This is a genomic window from Candidatus Thiothrix sulfatifontis (genome assembly GCA_022828425.1).
Taxonomy (GTDB): Bacteria; Pseudomonadota; Gammaproteobacteria; order Thiotrichales; family Thiotrichaceae; genus Thiothrix; species Thiothrix sulfatifontis.
The window spans coordinates 2,130,851-2,147,859 of sequence record CP094685.1 but is presented as its reverse complement, the minus strand read 5'-3'; the positions used below and the strand labels follow the sequence as shown (position 1 = coordinate 2,147,859).

General features: G+C 47.4%; 15 protein-coding genes. 6 read left to right on the top strand and 9 right to left on the bottom strand.

Features of this window, described 5'->3' with window-relative positions; genetic code table 11:
• Positions 1–32: 32 nt before the first annotated feature.
• Positions 33–347 (top strand): BolA/IbaG family iron-sulfur metabolism protein, encoded by a 315-nt coding sequence (locus tag L3K52_10985; GenBank protein ID UOG90726.1) that lies wholly within the window; start codon positions 33–35, stop codon positions 345–347.
• 110 nt (positions 348–457) lie between these two features.
• Here L3K52_10985 and L3K52_10980 read toward each other — a convergent pair whose 3' ends face one another.
• The gene (locus L3K52_10980) at positions 458–961 is read right to left on the bottom strand and encodes an Rrf2 family transcriptional regulator (GenBank protein UOG90725.1); all 504 of its coding nucleotides are present in this window, start codon (positions 959–961) and stop codon (positions 458–460) included.
• A gap of 135 nt (positions 962–1,096) precedes the next feature.
• A complete protein-coding gene (locus L3K52_10975) occupies positions 1,097–2,320 on the bottom strand; it encodes a sel1 repeat family protein (protein UOG90724.1) in 1,224 nt (407 codons plus the stop codon).
• A 159-nt stretch (positions 2,321–2,479) separates the two neighbouring features.
• On the opposite strand from L3K52_10975, the gene L3K52_10970 reads away from it, so the two are divergent.
• From L3K52_10970 to L3K52_10950, 5 genes are all read left to right on the top strand, one after another.
• Complete coding sequence (locus L3K52_10970; protein ID UOG90723.1) at positions 2,480–3,139, top strand: hypothetical protein; 660 nt, start codon at positions 2,480–2,482, stop codon at positions 3,137–3,139.
• Between the two features lie 16 nt (positions 3,140–3,155).
• Positions 3,156–5,120 (top strand): TonB-dependent receptor, encoded by a 1,965-nt coding sequence (locus L3K52_10965; GenBank protein ID UOG90722.1) that lies wholly within the window; start codon positions 3,156–3,158, stop codon positions 5,118–5,120.
• Complete coding sequence (gene moeB / locus L3K52_10960; GenBank protein ID UOG90721.1) at positions 5,121–5,873, top strand: molybdopterin-synthase adenylyltransferase MoeB; 753 nt, start codon at positions 5,121–5,123, stop codon at positions 5,871–5,873.
• Positions 5,874–6,012: 139 nt separating this feature from the next.
• A complete protein-coding gene (gene mscL, locus L3K52_10955; GenBank protein ID UOG90720.1) occupies positions 6,013–6,423 on the top strand; it encodes a large-conductance mechanosensitive channel protein MscL in 411 nt (136 codons plus the stop codon).
• Between the two features lie 148 nt (positions 6,424–6,571).
• Positions 6,572–9,997 (top strand): DEAD/DEAH box helicase, encoded by a 3,426-nt coding sequence (locus tag L3K52_10950; GenBank protein ID UOG90719.1) that lies wholly within the window; start codon positions 6,572–6,574, stop codon positions 9,995–9,997.
• On the opposite strand, the gene L3K52_10945 is transcribed toward L3K52_10950, so the two are convergent.
• The 7 genes from L3K52_10945 to L3K52_10915 form a co-directional block, all read right to left on the bottom strand.
• A complete protein-coding gene (locus L3K52_10945; GenBank protein UOG90718.1) occupies positions 9,977–10,789 on the bottom strand; it encodes a hypothetical protein in 813 nt (270 codons plus the stop codon). The two genes, L3K52_10950 and L3K52_10945, sit on opposite strands and share 21 nt — an antisense overlap.
• Positions 10,790–10,796: 7 nt before the next feature.
• Entirely contained in the window at positions 10,797–11,924 is a 1,128-nt protein-coding gene (locus tag L3K52_10940; GenBank protein UOG90717.1) for an acyltransferase, read from the bottom strand.
• 8 nt (positions 11,925–11,932) lie between these two features.
• Complete coding sequence (locus L3K52_10935) at positions 11,933–12,859, bottom strand: phosphoribulokinase (GenBank protein UOG90716.1); 927 nt, start codon at positions 12,857–12,859, stop codon at positions 11,933–11,935.
• Between the two features lie 208 nt (positions 12,860–13,067).
• Entirely contained in the window at positions 13,068–13,889 is an 822-nt protein-coding gene (locus L3K52_10930; GenBank protein ID UOG90715.1) for a hypothetical protein, read from the bottom strand.
• Positions 13,890–14,201: 312 nt separating this feature from the next.
• The gene (locus L3K52_10925; GenBank protein ID UOG90714.1) at positions 14,202–14,720 is read right to left on the bottom strand and encodes a GNAT family N-acetyltransferase; all 519 of its coding nucleotides are present in this window, start codon (positions 14,718–14,720) and stop codon (positions 14,202–14,204) included.
• Positions 14,721–15,479 (bottom strand): hypothetical protein, encoded by a 759-nt coding sequence (locus L3K52_10920; GenBank protein UOG90713.1) that lies wholly within the window; start codon positions 15,477–15,479, stop codon positions 14,721–14,723.
• A 309-nt stretch (positions 15,480–15,788) separates the two neighbouring features.
• Complete coding sequence (locus L3K52_10915; protein UOG90712.1) at positions 15,789–16,952, bottom strand: TIR domain-containing protein; 1,164 nt, start codon at positions 16,950–16,952, stop codon at positions 15,789–15,791.
• Between the last annotated feature and the right edge of the window lie 57 nt (positions 16,953–17,009).

Below are 17,009 nucleotides of genomic sequence, written 5' to 3'. Positions count from 1 at the left end.
AGTTAATCATCGTTAATTCAAGTGTAGAGAGTATGACCATCCAAACCCAAATTGAACAGAAAATCCAACAGGCCATGCAACCTGACTTCCTCGAAGTCATCAACGAAAGCCACATGCACAATGTGCCGCCCGGTTCGGAATCGCATTTTAAGGTGACGGTTGTGAGCGAACAGTTCAATGGAAAAATGCTGATTGCACGCCATCGGCAGATTAATGGCATTTTAGCCGACGAATTAAATGGCAAGATTCACGCGCTGGCCTTGCATACGCTGACGCCGGAAGAACATTTCGCGAAAGCAGGCAAAGTGGCGGAATCGCCCTTGTGCATGGGCGGCAGCAAGGCATAAAAAAAGCGGGGTTGTTGGCTCAGGACAACCCCGCTGGGAGATGCTGCCCGAATGTTGGAGGAGTCTGGGCAGCCGTGCGAAAACGTTAGCGTTATTTTTTGTTGGTCAATTTACATGGCCATTTGATGAGCCATTTGCGGTCTTAGCCCGCGTGCCGGGAACATTCTAGCGATTAAACTGGCGGTTTCACCCATTTTATAGGTCTTGCGCGGCAATGCATGGCCTTCCATTAGGCTATCCAGCGTAATGTCTTCCATGAAGCGGTAAAACTGACCACTCAAGTCTGACCACATGCGTTGCACCAAATCCTGACCCCGTAACGCCGCGCCGTGTGGGGCATTCATGGCGACAACGGTATCGTCTTCAGCGGCTTGAATAATTTCTGCCAAGGTGATTTCGTCGGCATGGCGGCTTAAACGATAACCACCGCCGGGGCCGCGAATGCCTTCAACCAGCCCTTCATGGCGCAAGCGGGCGAATATCTGTTCCAGATAAGACAACGAAATTCCTTGCTGCGCTGCCAGATCACCCAAGCGCACTGCACCGTCGTCATCGTGGATAGCCAATGCCAGCATCGCCATAATCGCGTGTTGACCTTGTGTGGATAGTTTCATGTCTGTCTCCTAAAGCGTACTTGTCATTGATCTTTAACAGGTACTATACGGAGACGACACATTAAGGAAAAGTCGAAATTTTTATTGAAATAGTTCGTTAAAAACGAAGTTTTCTTTTGAAAACATTACAATTATTTAATCTTTGCGTAACATATCAAGGTTGCGCTGCGCATCGGCATTGCCTTTGCTGGCGGCATCCGTGAATAATTTTTCAGCTTGCTTGCTGTCTTTCTTGACGCCTTTTCCCAATACAAACAGTACACCTAGGTTGTTTTGGGCTTCGGTGAATCCGGCTTTAGCGGCTTTATCATACCAATAAGCGGCTTGCTTATCGCTTTGGGTGACACCGCGCCCGTCTTCGTATAATAAACCAAGATTGTATTGGGCTTTAGGGTAATGCTGCTTCGCGGCTTGCTCATACCAGTACGCCGCTTCGCGCAAATCGGCTGGCAGACCGCCAAGACCGTCTTCGTACAGGGTGCCCAGCATTAATTGCGCTTGCTTATCGCCCGCTTCGGCTGATTGACGCACAACCTCAGGTTCAATACCAGCAAGGTCAAGCTTACCTGACGTGCTTTCATCCTGCTCAGTGGGTTGCGCCATCGTGGGCAGAGACGTGGGCGTGGCAACAGGTTCCGGGCGACTGGCGGGATCAACCACCGGAATTTTTGGCATCAAAGCCGGTGACGGCTGTGGTGACGGTGGTTGTAGAGACGCAAGATTTTGCGATTCTACGGTTTGCGCCGATTCTTGCGTTTTCAGGTTATCAGAAGCGGCAAGCGCCTGCGCGGGTGCGCCATTCCCAAGTGACAGCAAAGCTAAGCGAGCAGCGACATGGCCTTGCGCGGCTGCTTGATCGAACCAGTGCCGTGCCTGTTGATTATCAGCGGGTACGTATTGTCCATTCGCATACAACAATCCCAGACCGTATTGGGCTTCCATGTGCCCGGCTTCGGCAGCGCGTTGTTGCCAAGTTAGCGATTGCTTAATGTCGGTTTGTGAATTTTCCTCGTTGCGGTATAGAATGGCTAATTTATATTGCGCTTTAGCATCACCACTTTCCGCTGCTGCCTGCAACGTAGCCAAATCACCGTCAATATTATTCGTTTCGACTTTGCGGCGATTGCGGTACCAACTTTCCACACTGGAACCCGTTGCTGACTCGCCCGCTGCTGGGATGGCTGCGGGTGGTAGGGCATTCTCGTTCCACGGTGGCGGCGCTTCATTCATATTGATGGGCTGCGCAGGCTCAATCTGTGGTTCCGCAGCAAGTGGTAGGGTCACGCCGAGCAGCCCCCACAGCAGTAGCGGGGAAGCTAACCGAGAAGAGGTCCAACGTTGTAATTTTATTGTTCTCATGGCAACACCGATACTCAATAGGAAATAATGATGATTATGAATTTTTATAGATAACCATGATTTTGCCAAGCCACAACCTAACCCCAGATGAATATTCTTTTTCAGCGACGGATTGCTATAGTATTAGTCTGAAACAGCTTGTTTTAAGGGGAAATGTGAGTGTCTGCGCAGGATCTCGCTAAATACATCAAAAATCGCTTGACGGCGCTGGATATGACCTTAGTGGCAGCCGCTGAACGTTCTAAGATTTCGCGGCAAACATGGCACAAGCTGTTGAATGCGGATATAGACGAGGCCAAACTTTCTACGCTCATGAAAGTCGCTGAAACCCTGCAAACGCATCCGCTCAGCATGTTGCGCATTTATTTTCACGGCAAACAACTCAGCCACGGCAGTACCCGATCCAGCGGTAATAATAAATTTGCCAGCGGCTTTATTGCTGATGTTACTTACCCTGATAATAGCATTGTGCAAACCGGGCAGGTTTTTGAAAAGGTTTGGGAGGTCGAGAATCTTGGCACTCAGGCGTGGGTTGACTGGCGTTTGCAATGCGTGGATGAACACTTAAGCGTGCAAACCTTGATAGGCTCAGAACACTATAACGGCAATGGCTCGCAATACAGCTTAATGCCGTTGGTCGATAGCATTCCCATTCCTATCACCCAACCGGGTGAAAAAGTGCAGTTGCACGTGCAATTTCGTGCGCCCGATTTTCCTTGTACTACCATTTCACATTGGAAGAGCACGGATGCCGCAGGCAATATTATCTTCCCCCATCTGACTGGACTGTATTGTTTGGTCAAAGTTATATCACTCTAAAAATACTACAAGCACCATGGAATTACCCAACCACGACGTCCTCATCGTTGACGTACAACGTTCGCCACCACGTTTAGCCATTTACGGGCAAGCACCCGACAAACTGCCTCAATCCAACACCCGGATTAACCCGCAACAAACCGGCAATAATGGCAGCAACCGCTTGGAAGATTTCGCCGATTACACCCCCGGCGTACAGCTTGGGCGCAATCAAGCGGGGATAGGCAGCGACGTTTACCTGCGCGGCTATCCCCTCAATGGCAATATGCAACTCGATGGCTTACTTGATGTACAAGGCTTTTACCTGCGCGACCCCGCCACCTTGGAGAGCATTGAGATCAGCAAAGGCTTGAACTCGGTATTATTCGGCTCAGGTTCACCCGGTGGCACGCTCAATTACGTCAGCAAACAACCGCATTTTTCGCCGCAACGCAGCGGGCAATTCACCGCAGGCTCCCCCAACAGTCTGCATACCGTGCTGGACGTGAATCAACCTTTCGCCCAAACCAACTGGGCCGGGCGTTTGCTCATGGTCGGGCAACAAGGCGAAACCGGACGCGCCAACGTCGGCGACGACCGCTTTACTTTTCTGCCATCGCTGTTGTGGCAAACCGCGCAGCAATCGCTATTGCTGGAGCTGGAACACGGCTGGCAAAACCGCGAATACGATTTTGATAACGTCTTTTATCAAGGCAAACCGATTTATAACGTTTCCTACGTTGACCCGCGCTCCTACGCCCAGCGGCGCATGAATCGCGTAAGCGGCACGTACACCCGCGACTGGGGCAATGGGTGGGAAACACTGCTGCAAGCCAACCAGATCGACGCCAAGCGCGATGAACGTTGGATCGGTTTTGCCTATTTGCCCGCCAGCGGCACGGCACTCCCCGGCTATTACCGCGATGCGCAATACGTACAAACGCAACAAGCGTTACGCGCCGAACTGTCGCGGCATTACACCCACGGCATGAGCCAACACCACACCCGCCTCGGTGTGAGTGGGCATTCGGTTGAAATTGACCTGAAACGCCAATTTCGCACCGGCTTGTTCAGCCTTGATTTGTTTAACCCCACCTTTGATTTTCCGCTGCCAGACGCTGATAAGCTCACCAAACGCGAAGCTGTCACCTTGCGCAAAGAGCGAGCAATCTATTGGCAACACCATGCTGAGATTGGCGACCGCTGGGGCATTCATGCCGGGGTGCGCAATAGCCAATACCAAGCGGATTACGCCTCCCCGACCCTCGCCTTTCAGGAAACCGATGCCGCTGACACCTCCACCGCACTGGGGCTGACCTGGCAAGCCACTCCGCATTGGCAAGCGTTTGCCAGCCGCAATGAATCGTTCGCCCCCAATATTGGCATGGACAAAAACGAGCAATTTTTTGCCCCGCTCCAAGGCGTACAGCATGAAATCGGCGTGCGTCATCAACATGAAACCCGCCAAGGCAAGCCACTCAATAGCAACCTGAGCGTTTACCGCATTGATCAGGAAAACGTCACCACCCGTGACCCTAGCGAACCGGGCGCATTAATGCTCACCGGCAAAACGCGCTCACAAGGCGTGGAAGCCAACGTCAGCATTCCCATCAGCAAAAAACTGACCGTGAACACAGCCTATAACTACAGCGATGCGCGTATTACCGCCAACAACGACGGTAACACCGGCAACCATTTACACAATATTCCTCGGCATAGCGGCTCGCTGACGCTGGATTACACCCCCAACGCCCGCACACACCTCACACTTGGCGCGGTAAAAGTCGGCAAGCGCCCCGGTGACGATGCCAATAGCTTTGACGTTCCGGCATACACGCACTTGGATGCGGGAGCGACTTGGCAACTCAACCGCAACACCACGCTCAAAGCAGGCGTGCGCAATCTGCTGAATGAAGATTACGTCGCCGCCTCCGAAGGCGTTGATTTCATTGTGCAGGGGCGCAAACGTACCGTGACCTTGGGATTGGAGGTAGATTTCTAAATGGACGACACACAACTGCTGCGCTACAGCCGCCAAATTCTGCTCCCTGAAGTCGACATCAACGGGCAAGAGCGCCTGTTAGCCTCAAAAGTGCTGATCATTGGCATGGGCGGCTTGGGCGCACCCGTCACGCTTTACCTCGCTGCCGCTGGGGTTGGGCAACTCACGCTGGTCGATTTTGATACCGTGGATTTGAGCAATTTACAACGCCAAGTGATCCACACCACCGCCACGATTGGGCAACTGAAAGTCGACTCTGCCGCACAAACTGCCCGCGCGTTGAATCCAAACATCCAGATTAATACGATTCAACACAAACTCGAAGAAACTGAATTACTTAGCGTGGTTAGCTCACACGATGCCGTCGTCGATTGCAGCGACAATTTCCCCACGCGCTTTGCGCTCAACCGTGCTTGCAAAATCGCCGCCAAGCCATTGATTTCAGGCGCGGTGATTCGTTTAGAAGGGCAAATCACCACCTTCGACTTTCGCCAGACGCATACCGCGTGCTATCGCTGCCTTTACACGGAAGACGGCACGCAGGAAGACACCTGTAGCACCACCGGCATTCTTGCGCCATTGGCAGGCATTATTGGCAGTATGCAAGCCGCAGAAACCCTCAAAGCGTTATTGGATTTGCCCACGCTCAGCGGGCGGCTGTTATTGCTGGATGCGAAGCAGATGCGCTGGCGCGACATGCACTTAACGCCAGACCCCGATTGCCCGGTTTGTGCGCTCGACCATAAAAAATAACGCGCTCAGACTCAAAATTTTGAACATTGTCTTAAACTACTGGTTCAGTGAAGTCTTTAGCGATACGCTGAAAATGGTGAACCAAAATCACACTTATGTCGTCAGATAGACAGTTTTTTTACAAACATTGGAGGTATGTATGAGTTTCATTAGTGAATTCAAAGAGTTTGCCATGAAAGGCAATGTGGTCGATCTCGCCGTGGGTGTCATTATCGGCGCTGCCTTTGGCAAAATCGTCTCGGCATTCGTGGATGGTGTTGTGATGCCACTGCTAGGCTTGTTGATCGGCGGAGTCGACTTCAGCAAAATGGGTATTCTGCTCAAAGCAGGCGACCCCGCTGCTGTCCCGCCTATCCCCGATTTAGTCTTGGCTTATGGTGCGTTTATCCAAACTGTTTTTGACTTCACGATTGTGGCACTCGCGATTTTTATTGCGATTAAAGCCATGAACAAGCTGAAGCGCAAAGAAGAAGTCGCGCCAGCACCGGCAGCACCGTCTAATCAGGAAGTGTTGTTAGGCGAAATCCGCGATCTGTTAAAACAGAAATAAAACCTCTGTTTTCAAGAGGATGTGGGCAAAGCTATCCTTTGTTCACATCCAAACAGTTGGCTGGCGCTTTAATTGCCGTGACAAAGCCAGCCCTTCACTGCACAATGTTACCCGACTAAAAATTCAGTCTGGTAGATACACAAACGCAATGCATTTAAAAACGAAACATCTCGACTTACTGGCCGATAACAACCTTCCCCCATCCGTCTTATTCAACGTCTTCGATACCGTGACGCTGGAGAGGGGTATCGACTATTACGACACGGGCAAAGTCACCAATTTTCGTGCAGAAAAAAGCGGCAATGGCAATGTATCCATCACCGCGAAAGTACAAGGCGGCAGTAAAGAACCCTACGTCACCGTCATCAATTACAACGAACAATCACCGCGTTGGATCACCGGCGTTTGCACTTGCCCCGTCACCATGGCCTGCAAACACGCCGTTGCCGCCTTGTTTGAATACCTCGAACACGCCCGCAAACAAAAAGCCAGAGAACCGCAACGCAAGCCCGTGCCAGCGTTTACCGCCGCGACCATGCCCACCACCGCCAGAGCAGCCGTCACACGTTCGCCGGTCGACGTGTGGTTGCAGAGCTTAAGAACCGCCAGCGACACCCACGACAGCCCACTGTTTAGCCCAGAAAATGACGTACCCGGCGCCGACTTACTGTATTTTTTAGACGCTGACAGTCACCAGCAACTTACCTTGAGCTTGTACAAAGCCAATACCCTCAAAAAAGGCGGTTACGGCAAACCCGCTTCAGTGCAACTCGAAGCCCTGCTAACCCCGTACCGCGCCCGCAATTTCGCGTATGAACCTCACGATTTAATGATTGCGCAGTTGCTGGCGATACCCGGAATGCGCTTTTTGCATCACTGGAACAAGGGCAATTTGAGCGGCAAACACGGCGAACAGGCCCTGCTGGAAGTGCTAAAAACCGGACGCGCTTTTTGGGCAACCGTCGACACTTGGCAACGCGAAGCCCAACCCTTACAGCATGGCGCACCGCTCGGCTTACAATTCATCTGGCAAGCCAACGATAAGCAAGAATTCACCGTTGAATTGCAGACCGACCGCCCAATTACCGAACATTTTTGGCTCAACAATAAATTCTGGTACATCGACACCGCCACCCGCACCTGCGGCTTGCTGGAACACTCCGATCTTAGCCCCACACAAGTCGAAAAATTCCTGAATGCGCCGCCGATTCCCGCCGCGCAAGCAGAAACTGTCAGCGAACGGTTGCTGGAAGCCTTGCCGGATGTGGATATTCCCGCACCCTCACCGAAAATCCGCCAACACATTGACGATTTACACGCCGAACCCATACCGGATTTGTATTTGCGCTGCACGCGCCTGCCGGACACGGGTCACGATACCCACATTGCCAGTTTGCGCTTTAACTACGCAGGGCATGTGTTGCAACCTACGCAACACAAACCCAGCAGCTTGCACAAAGTCGGCGCAAAGCGTTACCGCATTCACCGTGACCTCGCCGCAGAACAAAATGCACTCGATACCCTCGCCGATTACGGTTTTGAAAGCGTCAATACGCGCTTTAGCGACCTGCACCGCCTCGAATTGCTGATGCACCCCGATACCCCGTCGCTAACGGCGTTACGTTGGAACGATTTCCTTGATCATGGCGTGACCGCACTGCGCGATTCCGGCTGGAATGTCACCTTGGACGACAATTTCGACCTGCATTTCGACATCGTTGGGGATCTCGATGCCGCGTGGGAAGAAAGTGCGAATGGCAATGACTGGTTTGAAATCAGCCTCGGTTTTGAAGTCGACGGGCAACGTATTAATCTGTTGCCGATTCTGGTGGAAATGCTGGGGCAAATGGAAAGCCCGCAGGCTTTGCGCGACTTGCTGGAACGCCAACCGTACATTTTCGTGCCGCTTTCTGGCAATCGCTGGGCAAAACTTGAATCGCACCGCCTCGCCGGAATTCTCGAAACGCTGGTGGAACTCTACGACCACCAACCGCTGAATGCCGACGGCAATTTAGAACTCAGCAAATACCAAGGCACGAATCTAGGCGCACTGCTCAATGCCCCCGGCATGAAATGGAAAGGCGCAGAAGAATTGCTGGCACTGACCCAAAAGTTACGGGATTTCCAAGGGATTCAAGCTGTTAACTTACCCGAAGGGCTGAATGCCGACTTGCGCCATTACCAACACGAAGGCTTGAGCTGGCTGCAATTTTTACGCGAATACCAGTTCAATGGCATCCTCGCCGATGACATGGGTTTAGGCAAAACCTTGCAAGCCCTCGCGCATTTGCTCATCGAAAAGCAAGCGGGGCGCTTGACCCAACCCGCCCTAGTCATCGCCCCCACCAGCTTAATGGGCAATTGGCGACGCGAATCCGCCCGTTTCACACCCGATTTGCGGGTGCAAGTGATTCACGGCAACGACCGCCACCAGCATTTCGACAAACTGGGTGAATACGACCTGCTGCTCACCACTTACCCTTTGATTGTGCGTGACGAAGAACAGTATTTGCGCCACACCTTCCACTACCTGATTTTGGACGAAGCGCAAGCGATTAAAAACGCCGCGTCACGCACCACTCAAGTTATCTACACCCTCAAAGCCAAGCATCGCCTATGCCTGACAGGTACACCGCTGGAAAATCATCTGGGGGAATTGTGGTCAATGTACCATTTCCTGATGCCCGGTTTCTTAGGAGCGCACGACAAATTCACCCGTCTGTTCCGCAATCCCATTGAAAAACAAGGCGATGCAGGCAGGCAACAGCAATTACGCCAGCGCGTCCTGCCGTTCATGTTGCGCCGCACTAAGGAACTGGTTGCCAGTGAATTGCCGCCGAAAAGCGAAATCATCCGCAGCGTGGCGCTCGAAGGCAAACAACGCGACCTTTACGAAACCGTGCGCTTGGCGATGGATACCAAATTACAGGAAGAAATCAGCCGCAACGGTTTCGCTCGCAGCCACATTATGATTTTGGATGCGTTGCTGAAACTGCGCCAAGTGTGTTGCGACCCGCGTTTGGTCAAGCTCGACAAAGCCAAGAATGTCGACCAATCTGCCAAGCTCGAATTGTTGATGACCTTGCTGCCGGAGATGTTAGAAGAAGGTCGTAAGGTGCTGTTATTCTCGCAATTCACCTCGATGCTGGCACTCATCGAAGCCGAATTGGTCGCCGCCAATATCGTTTACGCCAAACTCACCGGGCAAACCAAAAATCGCGAAGACGTCATTGCCCACTTCCAAGAAGGCGATGCGAAAGTGTTTCTGATTAGCCTCAAAGCCGGGGGGACTGGGCTGAATCTAACCGCTGCGGATACCGTGATTCACTACGACCCTTGGTGGAACCCGGCAGTGGAACAACAAGCCACCGACCGCGCTTACCGCATTGGGCAAGACAAACCCGTCTTCGTCTACAAGCTGATTACCGAAGACACGGTAGAAGAAAAGATTCTCAAATTGCAGGAAAAAAAACAGATGCTCGCCAATGGCTTGTATTCAGAAACCGGCGCACAAGAAGGCGTGCGCTTCAATTCCGAAGATTTGTTGGATTTATTAAAGCCCTTGGAGAAATGATTCGGTAAACAATAACTTGCCGACGTATTTCGCCCCGGCGGGGGTTAAATGCCCGCCGTCATACGACAACAATTCCCCCGCATCGGTGAACAGGCGGCAACTGTCACCCTCACCGCAAATCAAGCGTTGCTGATCAATAAACACAGCCGCGCCCAAGGTATCGCGCAACCACTGGTTACTCGCCAACGGTTTGGGATCAACCTTATTACGCAAGGCCAGCCGTTCATCGCCAGACAGCTTCAGGTAATTTCTGATGGAAATTTTACCGAAATCCTTTGCGCCGATGACGATCAATTGCTGATCCGCCCGCAGCTTCATCTGTTGAATCGTCTCCGGCAATAATTTTGCCGCCCACTCTTGCCACCGCGCCACCATAATGACCACATCCGCCTCGGCAATCTGCGCGGCGGCTTGCGTCACAGTATCCGATTCCGCACACAGTGCCGTGTCTTTCGACTGGATAAATTCAGCGCCTTTATCGCCCCATACCATTTGGCAACGAGTCGGAATATAGCGGGTACTGAGCTGATAATTGCTCAGATAGCCATTTTCCAGCACGCCATTAAAAAAATCCTGCGCATGACTGTCGCCAATAATCAGTAATTTTTTACGTGCATCAGCCGCATCAAACGGTTTTTTCTGCACGGCGAGAAAGCGCTGGCGGGTGTATTCACCACTGGCTTCGGTATCCGCAGCCTTGAGTAAAGCCTCAGACGACGCATCCGCCCACACCGGCGTCATGCCACCGATACACAGCAATCCCAGCAATAATGGCACGTAAATTTTCATCATAGGTTTTTCAATCCGCAAAACGACCAGCAAAGCCATCGGTCAACACCAACGCTGCCCCCACTGCAATGAACAGCACGCTACCAACCAATGCCCCCGCGAATACTTGGGTACGGGTAAAACGCTGCCGATTGCGAAACGGTTTTTCCACGAAACGCCAGCTAAACCACGCCAGCCCCAAACTCAACGCTATCAGCGCTGCCATGACATTCTGGCTCGGTTCTTCCAACGCTTGCAGCCGCGCAAACACGAATACCGGCTGATGCCACAAATACGCACTGTACGAAATCAGCCCCACCCACACCAGCGGCGGGAATGCCAGCAACTGACCGACCCACGTTGCAGGTGTTGCAAACACAATCAACAACACCGCGCCCAGCGTCGGCACTAGCGCATACAGGCTTGGAAACGGCATCCCTTCATTAAAAAACAATACCGCGCAAGCCAATAAAGCGATACCCAATAGACTGCCGCTTTGCGCCAAGATTCCTTGTGGAAACGGGTGTTTTTGCCAATAAAATGCTGCCAATGCCCCCACCAATAATTCCCATGCGCGGCTGGGAATCAAATAGAAATTGGCTTCAACCGAGCTGCGCCACAACCATTCCGACCAACCCAAACTCAGTAACGCGATCAGTGCCAACAAGCCCAACAGCCAACGTTTCCCCAAGCCCCACGCCAGCAACATCAACAGCGGGAACACCAGATAATACTGCTCCTCAACCGCCAAGCTCCACGTATGCAACAACGGAATCTGCTCTGCCGTCGCCGCAAAATAGTCGGTTTGCAACCAAAACAGAATGTTAGAGGCAAACACCGCTACCGCAATCAAGCTTTCCCCAAACGCGACCAATTCATGTGGCAATAACAACCACCACGCCAAAGGCAAACACGCCAGCAACACAAAAAACAGCGCGGGCAAAATCCGCCGCGCTCGCCGTTCGTAAAAGCCCGCGAGACTGAACGTGCCTGTCTCCAGTTCAGCCAGAATAATTGACGTAATCAAATAGCCACTGATGACAAAAAAGACATCCACGCCCACGAATCCACCACCAAAGGTGCTGAATCCGGCATGAAACAGCATGACGGGCAACACTGCTAGGGCGCGTAGCCCGTCAATTTCCTTGCGATAAATCACGGCTGCCGTTATTCCACTAAACCTAACACGCCCGCGCCACGCTCTTCCGGCACGTCGGTGATACCGCGCAATTGGCGGCTATTATCAATGAGGCGATGAATAATCGGCACTAATACCAGCTCAATCGCCATCAGCGTCTTGCTACTCGGCACCACCAACGTATTGCGGCGTGACATAAACGCCCCCGGAATATCGTGTAGCAATGGCAAAAAATCAGGCTGGAATTGCTTTGAAAAACGCATCACCAAATAACACTCATCCGGGCTTGGCACGGCTTCAGCCCCAAACGGATCGGAGGTATCCACCAAAGGAATAAGCTGGAAATTAATGTGGGTGCGCATGAATTGCGGGGTAATGTGATGCACATAATCGTGCAAACGGTTCAGCAGCGCGGTTTTCGCGTCATCTAATGCGACACCTTTTTCTTTGATTTCGTGCTGGATTTTTGCCATCCACTCCAAATTCGCGTTGGGGGCAATTCCAATCGAAAGATCGGGGTATTGCGCAACATCAACACCATCCGCCACCGCTGCGCCGTGCAAGCCACGGTACAACAATAAATCGCTGTCGGGATCCATCGGCTCCCACGGTGTAAACGTGCCAACGGCCTGCCCGTATTTCTCCGCTTGCCGCGACGTATGCAAATAATGCCGATACGCGCCTTTGCCAACCGTGGCATATTCGAGAAATAAGCTGGCTAATTTATCCAGATGATTACCTTCAGGGCCGAAATGCCCCAAGGTGCGCCCTTCTTCCTGTGCTTTGCGCACTTCTTCGCGCATCGCGGTGCGGTCATAACGTCGGAAAGCGCTGCCGTCGATGTAGACAGCTTTGACGCGTTCGCGGTAAAAAATCCGCTCCAATGCCTGAATCACAGACACAGAACCGGACTCCATCGCGCCGGTGATTGCCACAATAGGGTGTTTTGCTGACATGAAACCTCCTTCCTAACACTTGGTGGCGTAGAGCATAACACCACCCCATTCTGTTGGGATAGCTACCCAAGCAGTAGGGCAATCCGCTTAAAGCCTTGTCCGTTCGCATTTCTGTCTTATGCGTTGAATCGCCAGCATCATTTAATAATTAAATTACCAAGCAAATCAGCTTTATGCCTTTTATCAATAAAGCTCAATATTGAAACAACTACATAATAACATATGCAATAATATTAACCGTATTAGGAATTCCGTAATAATCTTTAATCTCATTCACAAGATTATTTTCGTTTTCATACTTTGTATATCCAAAAATCATTAACAGAAATGCAGCAGTTGCTAAAATAAAAATAGATTCCATAAAATTATAAACAACTTCTTTAATATCAAAAGAAACACTCGTATAAAGAATATCACTCAATTGATTAATAATTCCATATATCACTAATAGAATTGCACTATTCATGAAAATTATAAAAAAACTTCTTAATATTTTTCCAAAAAAACTACTTTCTGTTACTTTTCCAATACGAAACTGATTAACAGAAATTTCTTTATTTATTATTTCATCATTAAAACACAAACGTGGCGGGTCAAAAAATATCGTATTTTTATCTTTTTGATGATGATTTTTGAAATTTGATAAATATAAAAAATCTATGCGCATAAAGTCATGTTCTTGTAATTCAGCAACATGAATGCTCACTTCCTTATCTTTTAGTAAAATATTATTTTTTATATAAGAAGGATTACTTGAAATTATGGATTTGAAGCTAACACTGTTCTCTGTCGTAATTTTTATTACTTTCAAACTTTCATAGTTTAAAATATTTTTCTTTTTGCTGTTTTTTATAAAAATCGAATAAACATAGAGGTTTTTATCATTTGAATATATTTTTATATCTTCATTATTTATCAAAAAAGCAGGAAATGCAGTATACTTTATGCATATTCTATCATCTGGCCTATAAGCTATAAAAACCAGCAATAAACATAAATAAAGACTTACGGCAATAGAAGTTATAATCATAAAAATTAAGACCTAAACTAAATGGATTGGCTTATCCTGCTCTAACTATAATTTAAAGGTAAATACCTTGTTATGGTTTTTTAAGATTTGTATGCTTATTTATCAAATAAGTTAATCTATTAATCCGCCAAAAAATTTCGCATGGGTACTTATATAATTTGACAGATAAAAATAAATTTTTAGGATACCTATAGTTTCTCAACTTTAGGCCAACGCCCGCAACAGCGGCATATTTGGAGTGGATTGTTTTGCGGTAGCGTAGCGTAGACCGCAAAACAAGGAACGGAAAATATTTCCGGCTAGTTGCGATTGTTAGGTAAGTTCATAGCTAAGCCGATAAACCATTTTACCCTCTTCCGACACAACAAAACCAATACGCCGATAAAGGTGCATTGCGACGCTGTTGGACTTAAAGACGGACAGTTTTATAGCCATTAAACCCAACGATGACGCAATGTCAATAATATGCTGCATTACAGCACTACCCACACCCTTATTTTGGTGCTCTGGTGACAATTGCAGATCGCAGACATAAATATGATCTTCTTCTTTGAAGAATGCGAAAAAGCCAATAAAGGAGCCTTTATTCAAAATATGGAAATGCTCCACTGAATCTAAAAGCTCCCTACGCTTGCCCCTATCCCAAACGAGGCCATATTCCCTGTAATAAAGCATCAATTGCTCAGTTAAATCTAGCGATTTCTCAACGTCATCGGAGGATATATAGTCCATGGAATACCTAATTTTTTGTCTTGGACGGGCGCGGCGGGGAGTAAACTGGGCGAAGTCGCGGGTTGTCACCGCGTCCGTCGTCGATGTAATCGTTAGCATTTAAATAAGTTCTTTTGTTTTTATCCAATTGAGCAATTCTTGATAACTTAAGTTAGTGGCTTTACTAGCTTTACGTGCAAATGTTTTTGATGATGCTTGGATATTTTTACTTTTAGTTGTGGATGCTATATCTAACAATAACTCACAACCTAATTTTAACATAATCCAAGAACGCCCACCTTCTTTCTTTATTGGATAAATTATTTCCATTATTTTATCTTTTTCTTTTGTGGTTGGGGTTTGCTCTTCAATTTTTTCATGAATTTCTTTTGCTAAAGGAATAGGTGGTCTTCCATCTCTCACCGGGTGATGTAGCTCAATATTAAATTCGTCTGCTGATATGCCTGATATTAAGCAGTTTTTAGTTAGCTGTTTATATTGTTGTCGAGCTGTGCCACCAAAAATATATCGGTCTGTCGCTGCTTGTTCAGCGGATAGCCATTGTTTTAATGAGTTTAACGCTAAACAGTAAGCTCTAAACTCTTTTGGTAAATATTGTTCTAATTTTTGTGGCAAAGGGTTATTTGATAGAAAAGAGCTAACTTGACCTTCTTTGGATGATAACTTTTTTGACTTGGTTAGAATTAATTCGCCAATATCATTCAATAAATCATCAAAGGCATCACGAGGTAGTTTTGAATTGAGAAGTTCTGGATTACTTAATGCTACTTTTTGATAGTAATCAAAATACTCCTGTAGCAGTTCTCTTTTTTCATCTGGCGATAATTTAATATCACTTTTTGGTCTGGTGTATGCCATATGGATTGGTGCTAACGAGGCTGTAGAAAAACCTAGGTCTCTCTAACAAAATCTCAAAAGTGGCGTGATGTACGTAAATCTTTGAATACTTTTCACTGAAAACCCCTCAAAGATTTACGTACATCACGAATTTGTTTATCTTTCGTTCAATTTCTAAAAATCGAAAAAGTGGTTTGGAGGTTATTCTACAGCCTCAACGCCTCGTGTGACGGGCGCGGCGATAAACTAATTGATCGGAGTCGCGGGCTGTCACCGCGTCCGTCGTCGAATAAATTGTTGGCTCTATAGGGGTTATATTATTTATTCGCATCATTTTTGCTCTAGTATACGGTAATAATACCCACCATCATCTTTTGAACAGACATGAAATAAATAAATTTTTGAATCAAATTTTGTCATTGTCGAATTACAGTTTTTAACTACTTGAGCTGGATTATTAAGGGCTTTATATTTTTCTTTAACTACTTCACAATTAGGTAAATCTCTTTTTGCCCATTCTCCCGTTAGCTTTCCTATATAATCTTTATCACACTCAAGGTCACTTGAAGGAGGGCTTTTAAAAGATCTGATTAATGAAATATATCCTTGAATAAAACTTTGACCAGTATTGAATTTAATATAGTCTGGATGAGTGTTGCTGCTTTTCCCGACTTTGTATTTCTCATTACCTCTTACATAATAAAAATAATGTTCACTTGTTCCGGTTCCTTCTATAAGAAATAAATTATTATTAGTGCTATTGTTAGAATCAAGTTCACAGCGATCCATCCCACTAACGCTCCAAGTTCCACCGTATGTTTCTATCTCATAATTATCTTTAGATGTTAAAGTATAAGTATTTATTAGTTTAAAGTTTGTGTCTTCTAATTGATTGCAAAAGAAGTCTGCTTTTTTATGGTTAGAATCACTTATGTCTGTGATGAATTTTTTTATTTCAGGAAAAAAATGATATACTGAAAAAACCAGACCAAGAAGAACTGTCACAATAGATATTAAAATAAGCCACTTTTTGTGAATCCACTCAACTATTTTATTTAACTTGCTATCAACTTTTTGGAGATAATTAACTACTAAATTAAGCCATCTTTGATTGTTAATGTCTTCTTGATTTACTTCAATACACTGTAACTCTAAAAAAGGATTGAAATCATTTTCGTTATTAACTGAAAGCTCATCAGAATCTGATGGAAATATTACAGGAATTATTTTCTTATTAGGATAATTATTCTTTTGATCTAGTATGAGATTTAATTCATCATTCACATATTTATCATAATCAATACCTTTTTGCCATAAAATTATATAAACATTGGACTTTGCTATATTGTCTCTGATGGTTTTATCCCAACCTGCTCCAATTGGGATTGAATTAAAATCAATGAAATGTTGGTATTGATGTCCTCTTAGTTTACTGCTCAAAAGGTTTGCTTTATCTCTCAAAAGATTATTTGGATAAGCAATAAATATTTTCATAAGTCTATTCACTCCTTAAAAATTTCCTAATGGAGTATAGTAAATTTATCAATTTTA